16 protein-coding genes, 1 tRNA gene and 1 pseudogene are annotated in these 19006 nt (G+C 63.0%); 7 read left to right on the top strand and 11 right to left on the bottom strand.

Features of this window, described 5'->3' with window-relative positions; translation table 11 throughout:
- Positions 1–73 precede the first annotated feature (73 nt).
- The 3 genes from U858_RS0115935 to U858_RS0115945 are packed head-to-tail and all read left to right on the top strand — an operon-like array spanning position 74 to position 2675.
- Positions 74–1057 carry a tripartite tricarboxylate transporter substrate binding protein gene (locus U858_RS0115935; protein ID WP_025138142.1) on the top strand — a complete coding sequence of 328 codons (984 nt, stop codon included), beginning with the start codon at positions 74–76 and terminating at the stop codon, positions 1055–1057.
- An 8-nt stretch (positions 1058–1065) separates the two neighbouring features.
- Positions 1066–1605 (top strand): VOC family protein, encoded by a 540-nt coding sequence (locus U858_RS0115940; RefSeq protein ID WP_051593592.1) that lies wholly within the window; start codon positions 1066–1068, stop codon positions 1603–1605.
- Positions 1602–2675, top strand: coding sequence for a fumarylacetoacetate hydrolase family protein (locus tag U858_RS0115945; RefSeq protein ID WP_025138144.1), 1074 nt, complete (start codon positions 1602–1604; stop codon positions 2673–2675). Before U858_RS0115940 ends, U858_RS0115945 begins: the two co-directional genes overlap by 4 nt.
- Positions 2676–2745: 70 nt before the next feature.
- Here the strand turns inward: U858_RS0115945 and U858_RS0115950 are convergent, their stop codons facing one another.
- The 3 genes from U858_RS0115950 to U858_RS0115960 all read right to left on the bottom strand — a co-directional run bounded on the left by U858_RS0115950 (position 2746) and on the right by U858_RS0115960 (position 5774).
- Positions 2746–3522 (bottom strand): SDR family oxidoreductase, encoded by a 777-nt coding sequence (locus U858_RS0115950; protein WP_025138145.1) that lies wholly within the window; start codon positions 3520–3522, stop codon positions 2746–2748.
- Positions 3523–3599: 77 nt separating this feature from the next.
- Positions 3600–4514 carry a 3-keto-5-aminohexanoate cleavage protein gene (locus U858_RS0115955; RefSeq protein WP_025138146.1) on the bottom strand — a complete coding sequence of 305 codons (915 nt, stop codon included), beginning with the start codon at positions 4512–4514 and terminating at the stop codon, positions 3600–3602.
- 36 nt (positions 4515–4550) lie between these two features.
- Positions 4551–5774 carry an ABC transporter substrate-binding protein gene (locus U858_RS0115960; RefSeq protein WP_115596978.1) on the bottom strand — a complete coding sequence of 408 codons (1224 nt, stop codon included), beginning with the start codon at positions 5772–5774 and terminating at the stop codon, positions 4551–4553.
- Positions 5775–5992: 218 nt separating this feature from the next.
- On the opposite strand from U858_RS0115960, the gene U858_RS0115965 reads away from it, so the two are divergent.
- Entirely contained in the window at positions 5993–6784 is a 792-nt protein-coding gene (locus tag U858_RS0115965; protein WP_029953950.1) for a Crp/Fnr family transcriptional regulator, read from the top strand.
- Positions 6785–6822: 38 nt separating this feature from the next.
- Here the strand turns inward: U858_RS0115965 and U858_RS0115970 are convergent, their stop codons facing one another.
- Both U858_RS0115970 and U858_RS0115975 read right to left on the bottom strand, forming a co-directional pair.
- On the bottom strand, positions 6823–8064 hold the full coding sequence (locus U858_RS0115970; RefSeq protein WP_025138149.1) for a type II toxin-antitoxin system HipA family toxin: 1242 nt from the start codon (positions 8062–8064) through the stop codon (positions 6823–6825).
- Positions 8064–8477 (bottom strand): helix-turn-helix transcriptional regulator, encoded by a 414-nt coding sequence (locus U858_RS0115975; RefSeq protein ID WP_025138150.1) that lies wholly within the window; start codon positions 8475–8477, stop codon positions 8064–8066. The genes U858_RS0115970 and U858_RS0115975 overlap by 1 nt, the downstream gene beginning before the upstream one ends.
- A 553-nt stretch (positions 8478–9030) precedes the next feature.
- Here U858_RS0115975 and U858_RS33755 point away from each other — a divergent pair.
- Positions 9031–9891, top strand: coding sequence for a PoNe immunity protein domain-containing protein (locus U858_RS33755; protein ID WP_025138151.1), 861 nt, complete (start codon positions 9031–9033; stop codon positions 9889–9891).
- An 83-nt stretch (positions 9892–9974) separates the two neighbouring features.
- Here the strand turns inward: U858_RS33755 and U858_RS0115985 are convergent, their stop codons facing one another.
- From U858_RS0115985 to U858_RS0115995, 3 genes are all read right to left on the bottom strand, one after another.
- The gene (locus U858_RS0115985) at positions 9975–10655 is read right to left on the bottom strand and encodes an RraA family protein (RefSeq protein ID WP_025138152.1); all 681 of its coding nucleotides are present in this window, start codon (positions 10653–10655) and stop codon (positions 9975–9977) included.
- A 73-nt stretch (positions 10656–10728) separates the two neighbouring features.
- Positions 10729–13665, bottom strand: a complete 2937-nt coding sequence (locus tag U858_RS34825; protein WP_157838814.1) for an autotransporter outer membrane beta-barrel domain-containing protein — start codon at positions 13663–13665, stop codon at positions 10729–10731.
- Positions 13666–14045: 380 nt separating this feature from the next.
- Entirely contained in the window at positions 14046–15107 is a 1062-nt protein-coding gene (locus tag U858_RS0115995; RefSeq protein WP_025138154.1) for an RNA methyltransferase, read from the bottom strand.
- 270 nt (positions 15108–15377) lie between these two features.
- On the opposite strand from U858_RS0115995, the pseudogene U858_RS34830 reads away from it, so the two are divergent.
- A pseudogene (locus U858_RS34830) lies at positions 15378–15572 on the top strand (nucleotidyl transferase AbiEii/AbiGii toxin family protein); the annotation flags it as partial.
- A 33-nt stretch (positions 15573–15605) separates the two neighbouring features.
- Here the strand turns inward: U858_RS34830 and U858_RS0116000 are convergent.
- Positions 15606–16661 carry a DUF72 domain-containing protein gene (locus tag U858_RS0116000; protein ID WP_025138155.1) on the bottom strand — a complete coding sequence of 352 codons (1056 nt, stop codon included), beginning with the start codon at positions 16659–16661 and terminating at the stop codon, positions 15606–15608.
- A gap of 167 nt (positions 16662–16828) precedes the next feature.
- Between U858_RS0116000 and U858_RS35670 the strand changes: the two genes are divergently transcribed.
- Entirely contained in the window at positions 16829–17560 is a 732-nt protein-coding gene (locus U858_RS35670) for a hypothetical protein (RefSeq protein WP_025138156.1), read from the top strand.
- Between the two features lie 213 nt (positions 17561–17773).
- On the opposite strand, the gene U858_RS0116010 is transcribed toward U858_RS35670, so the two are convergent.
- Positions 17774–17847: transfer RNA gene (locus tag U858_RS0116010), tRNA-Gly, on the bottom strand.
- A 108-nt stretch (positions 17848–17955) separates the two neighbouring features.
- Entirely contained in the window at positions 17956–18942 is a 987-nt protein-coding gene (locus tag U858_RS0116015; RefSeq protein ID WP_025138157.1) for a tripartite tricarboxylate transporter substrate binding protein, read from the bottom strand.
- Positions 18943–19006: the final 64 nt, after the last annotated feature.

Raw genomic sequence — 19006 nt, forward strand, 5'->3', positions numbered from 1 at the left:
GCTCGTCGGCGTTTTCAGCCCCGATACCCAAGACAGGCCAAGAAGCCTGCCCTGCCCCCAAACGGAGACAACCTTGAACCGAAGAACATTCATGGCCGCGGCCTTGGCCGTCGCCGCCGCCCAGTGGGCCGTTGCCACGCCCGTGCAAGCCCAGTCCGCCTACCCTGACCAACTCATCAAATGGGTCGTGCCCTACCCAGCCGGCGGCGGCACCGACACCCTGGCACGCACCCTGGCCGAGAGCATCCGCCCCGGCCTGGGCCAACGCATCATCATCGACAACCGGCCCGGCGCGGCCACCAATATCGGCGCCGAGCAGGTTGCGCACGCCAAACCCGACGGCTACACCCTGATGTCCGCCGACAACGGCGTGCTGGCCTTCAACGAACACCTGTTCAAGAAGCTGCCCTACCGCCCCGCCGACGACTTCACCTACATCGGCGCGATCGGCAAATTCCCCCTGGTGCTGGTCGCCAGCCCCGCCTTTCCCGTCGCGGACTTCGCCCAGTTCCTGGCCTACGTGCGCGCCCGGCCCGGCCAGGTCGACTACGCCTCGGTCGGCAACGGCTCGCCGCATCACCTGGCCATGGCCCTGTTCCAGAGCAAGACCGGCTCCACGCTCACCCACGTGCCCTATCGAGGCGCCGCCCCGGCCATGCAGGACGTCATGGGCGGCCAGGTGCCCGTCATGTTCCTGGATCTGGCGTCCGGCCTGCAGATCATCAAGTCCGGCAAGGTGCGCCCGCTGGCGATCGGTTCGGCCACGCGTTCGCCGCTGCTGCCCGATGTGCCCACCCTGGCCGAAGTGGGCGTGGCCGACGTCGAAGTCTTTGCCTTCCAGGGCTTGCTGGGGCCGGCAGGCCTGCCCGCCCCCATCGTCGCCACGCTCAACCGGGCACTGAACCAGGCCCTGGCCGACCCGGCCGTGCTGAACCGCTTCACCGAATTCGGCTTTGAACCGCTACCCGGCACGCCCGACGCCTTCAAGCAACTCGCCCGGGCGGAATCTGCCCGCTGGGGCCAGGTCATCCGCGCCAACCACATCTCACTGGATTGAGGATCGCCATGAACCTGCCCTCCGCCCGCCCCGTCCAGGGCTTGCACCACTTTGCCTGGCGCTGCCGCGACGCCGAAGCAACGCGGTGCTTCTACGAAGACCTGCTGGGCCTGCCGCTGGTGCACGTCATCAAGAACGACCACGTGCCCAGCACCGGCGAATACTGCCCCTACGTGCACATCTTCTTTCGCATGCGCAACGGCGGCTGCATCGCCTTCTTCGACCTGGGCGACGACACCGCCGCCCTGCCGTCCGCCAACACTCCTGCCTGGGTCAACCACATCGCCCTCGCCGTCGCCAGCCGCGACGACCTGCACGCCATGAAGGCGCGGCTGGAGGCGCACGGCGTCGCCGTCGTCGGCGTCACCGACCACGACGGTTTCATCGAATCGATCTATTTCTTCGACCCCAATGGATTGCGGCTGGAACTCACCGTCGAAGTCGCCGCCCAGGCCGTCGTCGACGGCTACGCCCGCGAGGCACGCAGCCTACTCGACCGCTGGACGACCCGCCAACGCCCCGTCACCCCCCACCAGGACCGCCCATGACCCACCCCGCCCCCCGACTGCGCCTGGCCACCCGCAAGAACGGCACACGTGACGGCGAACTGATGCTCGTCAGTCCGGCGGGCGACCGCTGGATCAGCGCCGGCCCCGGCGCGCCCACGCTGCAAGCCCTGCTGGACAACTGGACCACGCTGGCGCCCGAACTCGACCGCCGCCACGCCGCGCGCGATGCCGGCGCCTGGACCACGGCCAGCGCCTTCGACCCCGCGCAATGCATGGCGCCGCTGCCCCGCGCCTACCAATGGGCCGACGCGTCCGTCTATCGCAACCACGCCCGCCTGATCTACCAATGGCGCCAGGAACCCATTCCCCCGCGCTATGAAGACGAACCCCTGGTCTACCAGGGCGGGTCCGACATCCTGCTGGGCCCGCAAGACGCCATCATCGCCACCGACGACAGCCACCTGATCGACCTGGAAGCCGAAATCGCCGTCATCACCCGCGACGTCCCCCTGGGCACGAGCGCCGCGCAGGCGGCCGACCTGATCGCGCTGGTCGTGTTGCTCAATGATGTCTCGCTGCGCGGGCTGATCCCGCCCGAGCTGGCCAAGGGCTTCGGCTTCTACCAAAGCAAGCCCGCCACCAGCTTCGCCCCCATTGCCGTCACGCCCGCGGCATTGGGCAGCGCCTGGCGCGACAATATGCTGGACCTGCCCGTACGCATCGATGTCAACGGCGCCCGCTTCGGCGAGCCCAACGCCAGCAGCGAAGTCGTCTTCAATTTTGCGCAGATCATCGAGCACCTGGCCCGCACACGCGGTCTGGTCGCGGGCAGCATCGTCGGCGCCGGCACCATCAGCAACGCCGACCCGGCCTCAGGCAGCGCCTGCATTACCGAAGCCCGGGTGCGTGCGCAGCTGGATGGCGCTCGCGAAGACCAGCTGCCGCCCTACCTGCGCCACGGCGACCGGGTGCGGATCTTTGCGCGCGGGCCGGATGGCGCCATGCCGTTCGGGGCGATTGATCAGGTAGTGGAGGTCTGCGCCTCCGCGAATCCAATAATGGATGCGCGAAAACGTTACCCATTCGCCACATCAACCCGAAAACACTAACGGTTGCTGAATTCAGACCGAAAACGTTAACCCCAAAAGTCCAGCCTCTCCTGAAAGGGAGAGGTAAAGGTCACCCCAGATACTCCACATTCCCGCACACGGAAATGCTCTGCCCGCTGACCATCGCCCCCTCGTCCGAGCACAGAAACGCCACTTGATTGGCCACGTCCTCGGGCTGCGTCATGCGGCGCAGCGACACCTTGTCCACCAACCGCATGCGCATCTCGTCCTGGCTGACGCCGCCCGCCTCGGCGCGGGCGGCGATGATGCGTTCGACCCGCTCGCCCGCCACCACGCCCGGCAGCACGGAATTGACGCGGATGTTGTCGGGCCCCAGTTCCATGGCCCAGGTCTGCGTCAGCCCCGCCAGGCCGAACTTGGTGGCGCTGTAGGGCGTGCGCAGCGAGAACCCCAGCCGCCCCGCCACCGACGAGATATTGACGATGGCGCCGCCGCCCGCTTCCCGCAGCAACGGCACGGCGCTGCGAGAGCACAGGAACGTGCCGGTCAGGTTCACATCCAGCGTCTTCTGCCAGGCATCCAGCGCAATCTCTTCCAGGCGGCACGTGGGGCCAGCCACGCCCGCGTTGTTCACCAGCGCATCCAGCCGGCCCCAACGCTTGGCCAGGTCCGCGAACATGGCCAGCACCTCGGCTTCGCGCGATACGTCCGTCACGCTGGCGCTCAGGCTCGGCGACAGTGCAGCCGCCGCTTTTACGGCCGCCTCGTCCACGTCGCAGATATGCACGTCTGCACCGGCCGCCAGGAATTTCTTCGCAATCGCCAGGCCAATACCCTGCGCCCCCGCCGTCACCAGGACCCGCTTGCCCTTCAAGGATTCACTCATGCTGTTCTGCCGGTAAGAGAATAAAAAGCCGGCGCGATCATCGATCGCGCCGCCTGCTTGCAATAACGCCCGCTGCGTCAGCAGGCGAACCGGGGCCGCACGCCACCGCGGCGCGGCAAGCCCATGATCTCGCGCGCTTCGGCCGGCGTGGCCGGTTCCATGTCCATCTCGCGAATGATGCGCACGATGCGTTCCACCAGCTGCACATTGGTGGCCAGCTCGCCATGGCGGTAATACAGATTGTCTTCCAGCCCCACCCGCGCATGCCCGCCCAGCAGCAAGGCGCTGATATTGGCTTCCAGCTGCGACGGCCCGATGCCGCTCACGCAGAACACGCTGTCCTTGGGCAGCATGTCGACCATCATCTGCAGATAGCGCGGCGAGAACGGCATCGCGTTCTGGAAATTGCGGTGCACGTTCATCACCAGGTTCACAAACGGCGGACCGTCATCCAGGCCTTCGTTGATCAGCGTGGTCGTGTCCTGCAGGATGTGGGTCGGGCTGAAGACCTCCCACTCTGGCTTGATGCCGCGCGCCTTCATGCCCGCCGCCAGCTCGCGCGCCTTGGTCAACGGCGTGTTCATCAGGTATTCGTGGTCGCCGAACGCCAGGTTCAGCGTCGTGGCATCCAGCGTGCACATCTCGGCGCCGGCATCCATGCCCTTGAGCCGCTCTTCCCACACGATTTCCCACATGCCCGGATAGCTTTCCCGCACCATGTCGCCATGCACGCCGCCGCCCGTGGAATTGTTCAGCACGATGTCGCAGCGTTCACGAATGCGCTGATTCATGTCCAGGTAGATGCCCGCATCGCACGTCGCCTGGTCGTCCGGGCGGCGCGCATGCAACGCCACCACGCTGGCGCCCGCGTTGTAGCAACGGTAGACGTCGTCGGCAATCTCGGCCGGCTGCGTCGGCAGGTGCGGGTTCTGCGTCTTGAAGGCCATGCCCCCCGTCGGGGCAATGGTCACGATCACTTTACGTTTCGCCATGAAGATTCTCTTTCAAGCTGGGTTGGCCGATGCCGTTCATTTCCACAGTGCGCAGCGCGTCTCGTCCTTTTTGGTAAAGGCCTCGTTGCCGTCGATGGTCTGCACCACGTCGAAGTAGTCCCAGGGTTCCTTGGACTGCTCCGGCGTCTTCACCTGCAGCAGGTACATGTCGTGCACCACCCGGCCATCAGGGCGCACCACGCCGTCCTTGATGTACAGGTCGTTCAGCTTGGTCTGGCGCAGATAGGCCAGCACGCGGTCCGCGTCATCCGTGCCCGTGGCCTTGACCGCACGCAGGTATTGCAGCGCCGCCGAGTAGTCCGCCGCCTGCAACGACGACGGCATTGCCTTGCGGGCCTCGAAGAACTTCTGGCTCCAGGCGCGGGTCTCTTCCGATGCGTTCCAGTACCAGCTGTCGGTCAGGTACATGCCCTGCGTGGCCGGCAGGCCCATCGCGTGGATGTCGTTGATGAACATGATCAGTCCCGCCAGGCGCATCGTCTTGGTGACGCCGAACTCGTTCGCGGCCTTGATCGCGTTGGTGGCATCGGCCCCGGCGTTCGCCAGCGCCAGGATCTCGGCCTTGCTGCTTTGCGCCTGCAACAGGAACGACGAGAAATCCGCCGACGACAGTGGGTGCTTCACCGACCCCACCACCGTGCCGCCGCCCGCTTCCACGACCTTCGTCGTGTCCGCCTGCAACGCATGCCCAAAGGCGTAGTCGGCCGTCAGGAAATACCACTTCTTGCCGCCCGCCTTCACCACCGCCGCCCCCGTGCCGCGCGCCAGCGCAACCGTGTCGTAGGCGTAGTTCAGCGTATAGGGCGTGCATTGTTCGTTCGTCAGCGCCGGGGCGCCGGCGCCCACCACGATGATCGGCTTCTTCTTGTCGGCCGCCACCTTCGACATCGCCAAGGCCGTACTGGAATTGGTGCCGCCGATCAGCATGTCCAGGCCCTTCTGGTCGAACCATTCGCGGGCCTTGGCCGACGCCACGTCCGCCTTGTTCTGGTGGTCTGCCACCAGCAGTTCAATCTTCTTGCCGTTGATCTCGCCGCCCATCTCCTGGATGGCCATCTTGATGGCTTCCACCCCACCCGGACCGTCCGGCCCGGAATACACGCCCGACAGGTCCGTAATGAAGCCGATCCGGATCACATCGTCGGAATACTGGGCCTGGGCGACCGGGGCATTCAGCAGCGAGACCACGGCCCCGCAGGCGACGGCAGCACGGCAGACCGCCTGTTGCATTGACAACATCGTTATCTCCTCTTATGGTTTTTGGGCTCTTGGGGCCAAGAGCCTGTCACGACTACGCCTCGCACCTTGATAAGCGTTCATTGGGTACGCAGGCTACTTTTGATGTCGACAGGCGCTGGCCTATTCTGCGGCCCGCCCGGCATGCGAACAGTCATCATGGTGACAGAGCACCCTAGGGTTTACCTGAGCGATATCGCTTCAAAAAATAAGGGATGGATATGCGTGGATCGCCCGCCGGAAGCGCCAACGCGCAGGCCACCGCCAACGAGTCGCCCGCCGGGAAGCGCCGCCCCGCGACCTGCCCCGTCGATCGCATGCTGGACGTCGTGCCCTGGTACAAGGGCCTGCCCGCACTGGAACGCAGCGTGGTCCGGTCCGAACTGCGCACCGTATCGCTGGCCACCGGCGAGTACCTGTTCCGCTCGGGTTCCCGCTCGCCCGGCTGGTACGGCGTGGTGGCCGGCCTGGTGAAATGGTCGTCCCGCGGCCCCGACGGCCGGTCCCTGTCGCTGGCCGGCTTCAGCACCGGCAGCTGGTTCGGCGAAGCCACCATGATCCGCCGCGAGCAATTCGAGTACGAAGTCGTCGCCCTGCGCCCCAGCCAGATCGTCATCCTGCCGCGCGACACCTGCGAACGCCTGTGGAACAACAACATCGAATTCACCAAAGTGCTGATGATGCACCTGGCACAGCGCGTGAATTGGCTGATGGCCTGCTACACCGGCAACGTGCTGCTGGACGTGGACACCACCGTGGCCCGCGCCGTTGCCACGCAGTGCGATGCCGAACAGCATTCCGGCTTTGACGGCAGGCTGAAGATATCCCAGGAAGAAATCGCCGCGCTATGCGGGGTCTCAAGGCAGCGGTGCAACGCCACCCTGACCCGGCTGGCGCGCGAAGGCGTGCTGCGCACGCACTACGGCGGGTTGACGGTGCTGGATGCGGAAGCGTTGTATCGGTTTGCGAAGATCAGTCGAAAACCGGGCGGATCCGGTGGAGCCGCAGGCTAGGGGAATTGGGTATTTCTTGTGTCGCCCTTTCTACGGACTCAGGACTGCCGCCCGGCGACAAATGCCGGCTCGAAATCGACAAGGTCCGTGCCACGCATGCCCAAAGCCTTGGCGACATTGCGCCAGTTATCAACAGCCTGCGCTACCTCAGCCCAAATGGCGGCCGCCTCTTCAATATTCAGTCTGAAATAGCGCGCGCCATCCATCAATGCCGCTCGACTGTCGATCGGCCCGGAATCCTCGGTCAGCCAGGTCTTGCTCTCGCGGCGGTCACCAGGCATTGGATTGAGGTCGAATGCCGGCGACAGACGCCAACCGCGATGCCGCGCGTCATACAGAAACCCGGTGTTACGCAAATGATCGTCGGTATTGCAGATCAGAAAATTGAAGACCAGGCGCCGCCATAGCTGGTTAATGTCGGCAATGGGGTTGGCCCCGCCCTGCAGCAACACGTCTACCAGTTCGGTGTAGGCATGTGCCGCATCCCGGCCATCGGACTGCAGCATCGTCGCGGCCGAGAGGTAGGGAATCCGGCCGCCATCGTCACTACGATCGAAACGACGGATGATGGCAATGGCTGTTCCGTTGATCGACTCGACCCGCGCCTTCGCCACATTGACGCCGGCCTTGGCGGCAAGATGCATGGCGAGCACTTCGCCGCGAATGATGTCGCGCTGGTCCGCTTGGCTGGGAAACTTGCCCAAGGCCAAATGACCGTCCGTATCTCGAACTGTCGACTTGGGGCGAGCTCCGCCCAATGAGGTGCCTTGCCCAAGCAGGTATTGCAGATCCTGCGCACTTTCCGTGCCAGCCTCCAGTGCACGGGCGGCTTGCACCACCTTATCCAGCTCAATCAGCGGCGGTACGTGCCCATGCGTTCCGCCAGTGCGCAAATAGGTCTGCGATTCTGGATCAAAGAGACGCAACGCGCCCGCTCGGGCTTCGTCGTCCACCCACATCAGGAAGTCGACCGCTTCAAGTGCCGGTGTCGCACGATCCTGCTGACGCGCCTTGGCATGGGCACGCCGAATCACGCGTTCGCCCCAGGAGTCTGGCGCGGTGTCTTCCAGCGCGCGAAAGAATACGTCTTGAGGATGTTGCACGCCCATGACGGGTAATAAGTCGGGAGACACCGCGAAGAATCGCGCATCGCGCAGCCAAGGCGCTTCATAGCTGAACGCACTGCGCTTTCCGCTGCCTAGATGCAGCTGCCCCACGAGCGTGCCGCCCGCCCCCAGATGCACCTCCAGGTCTGGACGTTTGAATGCCTTGGCCGCCATCAGAACCCCTCCAGTTCCGCGGAATCATCCACGACGTCTTCGTCGGCCTTGGCGGAACGAGCCGCACGGGGCTTGCTGCCGCCAGAGGTCCGCACCCGTTGGGGCAACTGTTCCCTCGCCAACTCCATTCCCAGCACATCGTTCTCCATGGCCATCACCTCGGACACAGCATCCAGGCGGCCAAGCACGTGCAAGGCACGCAGAAATGTATGCAGTGCGGTGCCGGAATAGCCGTCCTCCATACGCCTGACGGTGCTGAGCGACGCGCCAATTCGCAGGGCCAGATCTTCCTGGCTAAGCCGGCGCATGCGGCGAGCCGTCGAGATATCTTGCCCGAGACGATGCAACGCGCGCTCGACTGGCCTGGGCAATGCGGCCTTAGTGGCGGCCCCCTTTTGATCGGTAGATGTCATGTCCGCACCTGCTCAGATATGAAGTAAAACGGCTGCTAACCGTTCATATTTGAGCACATAGACCGATAGCGATCAACCATTCCTTGTTATTTAACAGGTCACATATGAAATATTAATATTCATAATAAGTCATATTTGAGTGCTTAATAAAATCTGTCAGTGAACTAAATATAGCTACGGCGGCGGCAACGCCTTGACCACCACGCTCGACGTCAAATCGACGACAACGCCTGCGTGCGGCTCATCGCAACATCCTTCAATGGCAAGACTCATGCAGACAGTCAGGTTTCGGCTGGCAGACGCCGTTCATACTGGCCGTGTCAAACGGGAGTTCGGGGTCATGCAACGAGTCATCTGCATTGCAGAACAGAAATCTCTGCGCAAATTCTCCCCAGAAATTCAGAATCTTCCAATTTCCCCAGCCCCCAGGATTGCGCATGATCCCCGAGACCGTTCATGGATATTCACCGCGGCAAACGACGGATCGAAGCCTGGACGACTCACACGGCGGCTATTCGCTGCCGCTCCCTCAGGCCGTCCTTCAGGATCAAGCATGCTCGACTTCAACAGTATTCGTCGTCAGGAGACTCTCGACCAGCGCGCGTTCCTGAAAGAAGATCATTCTCTGCAATTTGACATCACGCTTGCCGTCGAGTCCCTGGCGTCAGGCCACCCTACGGCCCCGAACGCGCCTTCGGCCAACAGATGGACCGTCGCATTCAAAAGCCTTGAATTGCTTTTGCTGGGCTACACCGCAGGAAGGCCAATAGAAGAACTGCGGACACAACTACCGACCGTCATCGCCCGCTTTGGCAATTACCTCGGCCAAGACGCCTCTCCTTCCCGCAAGCCCCCGCCGGAACACGTCGCAGATACGCTGGAAATCACCCAGCTCGACAACTACGTGTACGTGTTCTGGCTGCTGGCCTTGTGCAAGTTGCTGCGGCACGAGACCCTGGTCCAGGAGGTGGTCCGCTGGGTCGACCAGTCCTGGGACGTCAACCGACGCCGCGACGCCTTGTTTGAAAGCGTCGTGGCCGAGCTGACCGGCGTGCGCCTGGCAACCCCGCGCGTCATGCTGCACCCCGATCCCTATCATTCCCTGGGTCGCGTCACGCTGGTTCCGCCCGATGAGCGCGTGGCCTGCATGAAGACCTTGCTGGACGACTGGTACGACGGCATGGAGCCGACCTACTGGCACGACTCGCATATCGGCGACGTCCACTTCGGGTACTGGTGCCTGGAAGCGGCGCTGGTCACGGTGCTATGGAACGTCGACGACAGCAGCTACCGAGACCATCCCCACTATCCGAGCGACTTGGTTGACTGGTATCGAATCAGTAACGAACAGAACCAGACTACGTTTTCAGGACTGCGGACCAGCGTAGCGCCCGATTCATCTTCAACGATATAAAGCGTCAAATATGAACTATTGCGTGGACGCTGAGTTCATATTTGACCCTTCAATCAGCGCGCGGGCAGCCGCGCGGATTGTCGTCAGAACTTCCGATGCCGCAGATACGCTTCCTGCGGATCCACCCCATCCAGGATTGCCGTACGAACCAGATTTTCCTTGCCCATGGCCTCTTCTGCCAGCAGCAGCACGCGATCAAGATTCGCACGCGGAATGCGCACCACGCCGTCACGATCGCCAAACAGGTAATCGCCAGGAAATATCCTGACCTCACCGATGGTGACTGGCACATCAAAGGCATACGGCAGCCAATAGCCCACCACATCGCGCGGCGTGTAGTAGCGGTGCCAGACCTGAAAACCGATGTCCAGGATGGATTGGGAATCACGAATCCCGCCATCGGCGATCACGCCGCGCACCCCCTTGTACTTGAGCGTTTCGGCAGACAGTTCCCCCATGTGCGATACCGTGGAATCGTTGGGCTGTATCACCACCACATGCCCCGGCTTTGCCTTGGACAACAACCCGGTCCACCCCATCAACGTCTCGTGCCCATCGGCAGAGGGATCGACACGGCCGGCCACGGTAAACGCCGGGCCAGCCATCTTTTGACCGGGTATCAATGGACGCAGCGTAGAAGGCAGCGTGAAATTGCGTAGCCCTTCGGCCCGCATCACATCGTGAAGAATCCCTGAATAGCATTTATCCAGGCGGTCCAGATAGGCGGCTTGCTGGTGTTCCATGTCTTTCTCCAGTGTGCTCATTGTTGTCTCCTCGTGTTGCCATGGCCGTCACGACGATGCGTCGTTGCCCATGGCGTGCCCAGTCCCATCCCCCTCACCACACATATCTGTAGCCCAACGAAAACGCCGAGGGAGTGCCGACACGGCCGCCGGCTGAATAGCGGTAATCGGCGTAGAGCTTGTGGCGGCTAGCCAATGCCGCCGTCACCCCGGCCCCGAGTTCGACGCCGCCGCCCGATATATCGGTACGCCTTGCAACGCCATTGGTGTGCACTACGCTTTTGCCATCGATTTCCTGCAGCCATCCCACCCTGGCATAGGGCTGTATGAAGTTCTCCCCTTGCAGCTCGATTCGCCTGCCCAGCAGCGAACCTGCCCGCAGCTGGATCGAATTGCCTCCCGCCGCATCCACTTGCAGCAAGTTGCTGGCGCGATAGGCATCGCCGCCGGTGCGCACCACGGTCACTTGTGCTTGCGGCTCGACGAACCAGTTGCCGCCGATGTGAACCCGCCGTCCGGCCTCCAACGACGCGCCCACGGCGCCCGTCTGCGTCTTGGCGCGTACCGAGCGGCCATCGGTTGCCGTGACGTCAAAGCGGCTGCTGAAGCGATTGACCTTCACGACGCCATCCAGATACCAGCCGCTCTTGTCCAGGTAGGTGGCGTAGGCGCCGCCGTGGTAGCTGGTGGTGCGGCCGTTGCCCTCGCCACCAAAACGCCGGTCGGTGTGGCTGACGCCGGCGAAGCCGCCCATATACCATTGGCCTGCCCCGACCGGAATACGCTTATCGAGGCCGGTCTGAATGCCTTTGATGTTCTGGTGATAGGCCCGCGCGCCGCGGTTGTCGACGTTCTGCCGTTCGCCAAAGCCGCGCACCCAGACGTTGTCGCCCGCGCTGTTGTCGCGCAGATCGCCCATGCGCCTGATCAGCGTGGCATTCTCTGCGTGCCAGATCGTCTGGGTCGCGCCGGCCGCGGACGTGTTGATAGCCGCGTTGGCGGTGGTGGAAAGCCTGATCCGGCCGAGCGGCGCCACCGGACTGGCGGTGATGTTCACCAGACTCCAGTCACCCGGACGGCCGCCCAGCGAGTCATCAGCTTTCAGTTCATACCGATAGGTACCGACATCGACCACCTGGCCGCGGTTGGCCAACGTAAAAGAGCCGGGCCCGCCCTCGCTCTGGATGAGGCGCAGCGCACCGTTCGGCGCCGACGGTTCACGGCCGCTGTTGGCGACCAGCACGCGGTGGGTGCCCTGGACCGTACCGCCGATACGCAGCAGATCGCCTTGACCCGCCGCCACATCGGTGCGCATCTCGAAGGTCCCCGCGCCAGTCAGATTGCCGGTCACGTCCACCACGTTGAAGCGGGCGTCGGGCGAGGCAAAAGAGACGGTCCCAGCCGTATCCAGGTGCTGCACCGCAGAATCCGCGCGTACGCGCCACGTACTGGATTCATCGATGGACAGCGTGTCGACGGCATGGCCGTCGCTGTTGCGCAAGGCGCCGATCAGGCTGGAGTGATCGTGCAGCGCCAGACGAGTCGCGCCGCTGGTCACCACCACATCGCCTTCCAGCCGGCTTCGCTCGGCGATCACGTCGACCCGGCCCACGCCGACGGGATCGTCGCGGGATGCCGTGGGGTCGGCCACGATCTCCAGAAAGGTCGGCTCGTGCAGGGGTTCCACGTTGAGCATGACGCCCTGCGCGCCATTGGATCGCGCGACAACGGTGGTATCCGACAGCGAGATGTTCTGGCTTCCGCCGCTGACCCGGATCGCGGCGCCGTCCTCGGATTCAATCCGGCTGCCCATGTCGGCAATCACCCCGCCATGGCCGTCGGGGTCCGTGCTGTAGAGCCAGATCCCGTTGGCGCCTGCCCCATAGGTATGCAGATCCACGCTGCTCAGATGCGGCACGGCCCCCATGGAAGCCAGGCCATGTGCGGCCCGACCGTGCGTAGCCACCTTTGTTTTGGCCACAGACAATTTCGGGTCATACATATTCAAGCCATCGACCAGCATGCCATAGGCGTTGGGCCCATAGGTGGTGATAGCCCCTGTGGATAGCGTCATCAATCCGTCGGCAGTCCAGAGACCGAGTCCACGATCGCCATGGGTGGAAATACGGCTTCCGATCATGGACACCCTCGCGCCATTCCCCACGGTCACGCCAAGACCTAGCACGCCGAATGTATCGATGCTGGAATCCGTCACCGTCAAGGTGCTGGCGCCATCAATGACCAGGCCATTGCTGCTGCCAGGGCTTCCTATTCCAGAAACCGTGATTCTCAACGCATCCAGATCGACCTTGGCACCATTTCCGGTGATCCAGACGCCCATTTGACCGGCGTGGATATCGGTGTTGCGAAACACCGCGTCGAGCGGTCGTCCGGAAATCCAGATCGAGACCCCTCGCGCCGCGGCGCGAATGCTGCCGCCCGTATAAGAAACCTGCCCGCCATTCGTCCTCAAGGCATCACCTTGCTCAGCGACCAGATCGGTATCTCTGGCGACGAGCGTACCGTCGCTTTGGAGGATGGCGGTGCCTGTCCCCCGCGTTGTGGCCGTCACACGCTCCAGTTCGACTGCACCTCCCTCGATGTCAACGACGGACGAGGTATCGCCCGTAACAACGATTGACGTGTCGCGCGCCCGGATCGTACTGCCCTCCCCAAACGCATTGAGCGCATGGGAATATCCGCCCTCGGTGCGAATGGCGCTATGAGTGATGTCGATGCGACCGCCACCCTCTACCCCAACCGCATAGGCCCGTCCCGCGCCGTGGGTGAGGATGACGCTATCGCTGACGGTGATCGAACCATTGCTCAATGCCTGCAAGCCCTGCTGGCCGTCGCCGGTGGTTTCTACCGAAATGTTGTCAACCACGACATCGCGGCCGTCGGCAACAACGGGGTTTGAAGCGTTCGCGCCCGAGCGGCGGGGGTCTTCGATTTCAGTCGAGTACGCCGCGCATGCCGGCAACAACGCCAGAAGACAAGCAAGTTGAGTAGAGGTATGACGTAATTTCATGAGGCGCTTCAAAAGCGGTGCCAGATAAAGATGACACCGGTCAAGGCGGCACCTGCCTGACGACGTCGCGTGGTCTTTCAGGCCGATTGGCCTGAACACCGGGTCAACTGCCAGGCAGACACGCGTAGGCGGTCGCCGATGGCAACGCATCGCGGCATGAAATGGGTTGGTTGCGTAGGGGGATCAAGCGAGGAATGCCGGTGGGCGCGGGAAGATTCACACCACCGGACAAACGTGCAGTTGTTCACACCCGGAAGTCAGATTCTCTTCTCGGGGCACACGTCAGGAAATTGGATGTTTCTGAGAAATATTTAGAAACATTTTTCAGGCGATCCAGACAACACCACCAGGCGTGCGGGGCGACCGCCTTGGGCAAGCCCCTAACGGGCAGCTTCCAGCGTGGTGCCCAGCGCTCGTCGGCGCAATTGAACCACCTGCTCCGCCCCGACGGCCCGGGCGCGCAGTTGGCCGCAACCGCCATCCACGTCCTGCCCGGCGCTGTTCCTCACCTTCGTCAGCACGCCACGGCGATGCAGCGTGCGAACAATTTCGCGGATGCGGTCGGTGTCGGGACGCTGGTAGTCGTCGCCTTCCAGGCTGTTGAACGGAATGACGTTGAGCACGCCGAACTTGCCCTTGAGCAGGCGCTCAATGGCATCGAGTTCGTCGTCACCATCGTTCACGCCCTTGAGCAGCGTCCACTGGTACTGCACCGGATAACCGGTATCGCGAGCATAGGCTTCACCCAGCTCGACCAGTTCTTCGGGCGTAATCTGCGGCGCGCGCGGCAAGAGATGACGTCGCAGGTCAGCCTTGGTGGTGTGCAGCGATAGCGCCAGCGCAGGCTTGACGCGTTGCTGGGGCAAGGCGTCAAACACCCGCCGGTCACCTACGGTGGAGAACACCAGATTCTTGTGGCCGATGTTGCCTTCCGTACCGAGCAGGTCGATGGCCTCGAGCACATTGTCCAGGTTGTGTGCCGGTTCGCCCATGCCCATGAAGACCACTTTCTTCACCGCGCGCTGGCGTCGCGCCAACACAAACTGGGCCAGGATTTCCATGCTGGTGACCTGGCGGATGAGGCCGCTCTTGCCGGTCATGCAGAACCGACAGCCCACCGCACAACCGACCTGCGTGGAAACACAGAGCCCGCCGCGCGGCAGCAGCACGCTTTCCACCATCTGGCCATCGGCCAGGGCAAGAAGCAGGCGCGCGCCATCGTTGCCGGCATGCTCGGAATGGACTCGCGCAAGGCCGTCCAGTTCCGACGCCAGGGCGGGAAGCGCATCCCGCAGCGCCAACGGCAGGTAGTTGTCGAAACGCCGGCGCCAGGTGTCGGTGTCGAAGGCCTGCCCGCTCAGCCAGGCGCGCATGACCCGGCCGCGATGAGCCGGCTGGGCGCCGAGGGCGGCGAGACGGGGGTGGAAGTCGGAGAAGCGCATGGGGAGCGGATTTTACTCTGCTCGGTGCGGGCAAAATCAGTCGAAGGCCTATAGAAGCGTGTGAGAGGTCGAGCTATGGTCTCGACGTCGAGATGTTCGTAATTTGAGTCGTTAAGCAAGTTTAAGACTGGAGCTGCAGTCATTAAACGCGGCCCTGAGCAGGCAAAGGGTGACGGATCGGTGAGATTGATCTCACGATTAAATTCAGCATCAGAAATAGCCCATAAGACTATTTCTAATGTCATTTCTCTGTCCACGATGACCGCACATCACAAGCAATTCCTGAGCGGGCTAGTGCGTGCTGAACCTGACTGGGCATTACTGCAATGCCGGCACGCTGCCCAACTGCCAGCTTTACGGTGGAAGCTCGCCAACCTGGAGGCGTTCCGCAAAAAACGCCCGAATGATTTTTTGACACAGGCTGATGCGCTTGATGCCGGGCTGAGCCTCAAAGATCAAAAATGAGCGGGCCGCCGTTGTCAGCTTTAAAAGCCCCACCTACCCCGCAATGGCCTGGGCCAGTTGCTGGATAGACAGCGGCGCGCACCCCTCGGCGTCGTTGCTGACCGTCACGTAGGCCGGCTGGCCCGCGCCCGTAATGCCGCGGACCGTGCGCGCCAACACCATGCGAGTGGGAATGTCCTCGCTGAGAATGGCATTGAACGGATCGTGCTTCTTCTGCGCGGCGGCATACCCATAGGGGCCGAAAACGCGGTTCAGGTTCCAGCGGCAGACCAGCGGCCCCGGCCACAGCGCGCGCAGCATCGGCAGTTGCGCGTCGATCGGTGGCATCTTGCCATGCAGCCCCAGGCAGAAAGTGGCCCCATGCGCCTTGAGCGTGTCGACCAGCGCCTGGCCCAGTAGTTCCGGGTCTCGTACTTCCACCGCGACAATCACGGCATCATGCGTGGACAATGCCTCCCGGACGGCCGCCAGCATGCGTCCCAGTTTCTCGAACAGCGATGCCTGGCGACTCAGCCAGCCCAGAGGCAGCGGACTCAGCTGGAACACCAGGACGCCGAGCTTGGCTCCCAGGCCTTCGAGCGCCGGCCGCACGAATTCCTGGACGGCCAGCGACGGATCGAGGAAGACCGGGTTGGCGTCGCGCGTCCTGCCTTCTTCGCCACGCACCTGGGCATCAGTAATGCTCGAGGGACATTTGACGACGAAACGGAAATCATCATCGACCTGCCCCGCATAACCGGCATACTGGCTCGCCGTCAACGGCTGCCAGAACGTGCGGTCCACGCAAACCGTGCGCAAAAGCGGATGCCGATGGTAGGCGCCAAGGCCGTGCCTGGACAGCGTGCTCGAATCGTATTCGCCGTCCCAGACCAGCCCATCCCAGCCGGGATATGACCAGGTGGAGACGCCAAAGCGCAACTGCGCCGGCAACTGCCGCGCAAGCGCGAGCCATTCCTGCGCCGCAGGGGCGGGAAGCACTCTGGCCATGCTCCGGAGGGCGGAAAGGTCGGGATTGGCAGGAGACGCGACATGCTGCGAGGCCTTGGCCGGCGGCACGGGTAGCGCATCTCCGAAAAGATCGTCTTGCATGCTTGTCGTTCTGGCGCGGGGAGGGCTGTAGGGTACTTGAAGTCAGTATTCGGAAGTTCTAACGATGTCCAGGGACCACCTGTACGGTAAAGCCCGGTACTGGAAGCTCAGGAGCGGCAAATCCAGTTTGTGATAAAACGACACAAAATTTTAATAGAGGCTTCTAAATGCAAAACGCGTTCCTGCTCCTGATGCTGGTGAGTTTCGGTGCTCTGTTATTGGGTCTGGTCCGTCCGACAGCGGTTTTGCCCACTGCGATGACCCCTGGCCGCCTGAAGGTATTAGGTGTCTATTTGACGGCGACGCTCGCCTTCTTCATCGCATTCGGAGTCGTCCATGAGCCGGAGACCGAGCAGACACCCAACTCAGCAACCGCCGAATCCACCACCAAGGCATCCGCAGCGGCGAAACCAAGTCCCGCCGCCACCGCCACCGCCCCCATCGCCCAGCTTGCGGATGCGATCAAGCGGGTCAACAAGGACCTCGAAGCCCAAGTCGTGAAGACAGCCGAAGGCAAGTATCGACTCACCGCCAACTACCGCCCCACTTCGGTCTGGAGCGAGTCGAATTTCGTGCTGACTTCGGCGATGATGTTGCAGAAAACCGGTTCCCTCGCGAAGGAAAGCGGCCTGCCGGTGGAAGAAATCCAGTTTCATGTGTTCGCGCCATCGGTAGATGCCTACGGAAATTCAGGCACCTCGAAAGCCTTTGTATTCACCCTCTCCAACCCTGACCTGGACAAGATCAACTGGAAAGGCATCGGCAGTCATAGGCTCCTGAATCTGCCAAAAGTCGAGTTCCACCCCATGGGACGTAACGCGGTCATCAAATATTGCTCGGACAAAGACAACGCCGAAGACGCGCCAAGTCTGTGCCGCCAAGCGCTCGCTGCTCGCTAAAAATAACGAACCAGACTACGTTTTCAACGCTCCACCTGCCATGCTGGGAGACGCCCAGCCAGGCAGGAATTGGAAGATTCTGAAAACGAGCGCGCAGGGCTGAACCCGACGCGCAGCGGCACGCAGATCGGAAAACGTCTTCAGGGGATTTGCCAAGAAAACTGGCGATCGCACAGATCAGTACAAGAACTGTGGTGTAAGCGATAGGGGTTTTGGAGCGGGTGAAGGGAATCGAACCCTCGTATGAAGCTTGGGAAGCTGCCGTTCTACCATTGAACTACACCCGCTCGGGTGTCGTGTCCGGGACTCAAACCTGGACAGAGGCCGGAATTATAGCGCGCCTTTTTCTGCTCCGGGTGGCGGTTTCCCGCCCCCCAGTTTCCCGCAAGCCGACCTTAATTGGCCGTGATGTTGGCGGCCTTGACGACCTTGCCCCAGCGGTCCAGTTCCGACTGCGTATAGGCGCCCAGTTCCTTCGGCCCCATGAAGATGGCCTCGGCGCCCTGCTCGGCGGCTTTCTGGCGGAAGGCGTCGGTCTTCATGATCTTCTGGATTTCGCCGGCGATCTTGTCCACGACCGGCGCGGGCGTGTCCTTGGGCGCGTACATGGCGAACCACGAGGACACGATCAGGTCGGGATAGCCGGCCTCGGCGGCGGTGGGCACGTTCGGCAGGGACGGCAGGCGGGTGTTGCCGGTGACCGCCAGCGCGCGCAGCTTGCCGGCGGCGATCTGGCCCAGCAGCGGCGGCGGCGTGGTGATGGTCATGTCGACGGCGCCGCCCAACAGGTCGTTCAGCGCGGGGCCGGTGCCCTTGTAGGGAATGTGGGTGATCTGGGTGCCGGCCATCTGGTTCAGCAGTTCGGTGGCCACCTGCTGCAGCGAGCCGTTGCCGGACGAGGCGTAATTCAGCTTGCCCGGGTTGGCCTTGGCGTAGGCCACCAGATCCTTGAGCGACTTGATCGGCAGGTCCGGGCGCACCACCACGACTTGCGGCGCCGACAGCACGTTGGCGACGGGCGCGAAGTCCTTGATGGGGTCCCAGCCCGTGGCGGGCGTGACGTGGGGCGTGATGACCTGAAAGCCCGAGTATTGCAAGAGCAGCGTGTAGCCGTCGCCTTTGGCACGGGCCACGGCCTGCGCGGCGATGCCGCCGGAAGCGCCCGGCTTGTTCTCGACGACGACGCTCTGGCCCAGCGCCACGCCCAGGGGCTGGGCGATCAGGCGGGCGGCGATGTCAGTGGTGCCGCCGGGCGCGGCGGACACGATCAGCGTGACGGGGCGGTTGGGAAAGTCGGCTTGCGCGCTGGCGGCGCCGGCGGCAACAGTCAGCGCGGCGGCGATACCGGCGCGCAGGGTGAGGGGCAGGCTGGGCAATGCCATGGGTGTGTCTCCTTGGATTTTTATAGTGTGGTCAAAAACGATGGATCTGACTGCGGTACTGACA

Origin of the sequence: Achromobacter sp. DH1f, from assembly GCF_000633435.1 — a bacterium.
GTDB lineage: Bacteria > Pseudomonadota > Gammaproteobacteria > Burkholderiales > Burkholderiaceae_B > Achromobacter > Achromobacter deleyi.

Excerpts from the sequence above, each read along its gene's own strand:
- U858_RS0115965 (WP_029953950.1), top strand. The coding sequence starts at position 5,993 with ATGCGTGGATCGCCCGCCGGAAGCGCCAACGCGCAGGCCACCGCCAAC.
- U858_RS0115975 (WP_025138150.1), bottom strand. The coding sequence starts at position 8,477 with ATGACATCTACCGATCAAAAGGGGGCCGCCACTAAGGCCGCATTGCCC.
- U858_RS33755 (WP_025138151.1), top strand. The coding sequence starts at position 9,031 with ATGCTCGACTTCAACAGTATTCGTCGTCAGGAGACTCTCGACCAGCGC.
- U858_RS0115940 (WP_051593592.1), top strand. The coding sequence starts at position 1,066 with ATGAACCTGCCCTCCGCCCGCCCCGTCCAGGGCTTGCACCACTTTGCC.
- U858_RS0115995 (WP_025138154.1), bottom strand. The coding sequence starts at position 15,107 with ATGCGCTTCTCCGACTTCCACCCCCGTCTCGCCGCCCTCGGCGCCCAG.
- U858_RS0115945 (WP_025138144.1), top strand. The coding sequence starts at position 1,602 with ATGACCCACCCCGCCCCCCGACTGCGCCTGGCCACCCGCAAGAACGGC.
- U858_RS0115985 (WP_025138152.1), bottom strand. The coding sequence starts at position 10,655 with ATGAGCACACTGGAGAAAGACATGGAACACCAGCAAGCCGCCTATCTG.
- U858_RS34825 (WP_157838814.1), bottom strand. The coding sequence starts at position 13,665 with ATGAAATTACGTCATACCTCTACTCAACTTGCTTGTCTTCTGGCGTTG.
- U858_RS0116000 (WP_025138155.1), bottom strand. The coding sequence starts at position 16,661 with ATGCAAGACGATCTTTTCGGAGATGCGCTACCCGTGCCGCCGGCCAAG.
- U858_RS0116015 (WP_025138157.1), bottom strand. The coding sequence starts at position 18,942 with ATGGCATTGCCCAGCCTGCCCCTCACCCTGCGCGCCGGTATCGCCGCC.
- U858_RS0115960 (WP_115596978.1), bottom strand. The coding sequence starts at position 5,774 with ATGTTGTCAATGCAACAGGCGGTCTGCCGTGCTGCCGTCGCCTGCGGG.
- U858_RS0115955 (WP_025138146.1), bottom strand. The coding sequence starts at position 4,514 with ATGGCGAAACGTAAAGTGATCGTGACCATTGCCCCGACGGGGGGCATG.
- U858_RS0115950 (WP_025138145.1), bottom strand. The coding sequence starts at position 3,522 with ATGAGTGAATCCTTGAAGGGCAAGCGGGTCCTGGTGACGGCGGGGGCG.
- U858_RS35670 (WP_025138156.1), top strand. The coding sequence starts at position 16,829 with ATGCAAAACGCGTTCCTGCTCCTGATGCTGGTGAGTTTCGGTGCTCTG.
- U858_RS0115970 (WP_025138149.1), bottom strand. The coding sequence starts at position 8,064 with ATGGCGGCCAAGGCATTCAAACGTCCAGACCTGGAGGTGCATCTGGGG.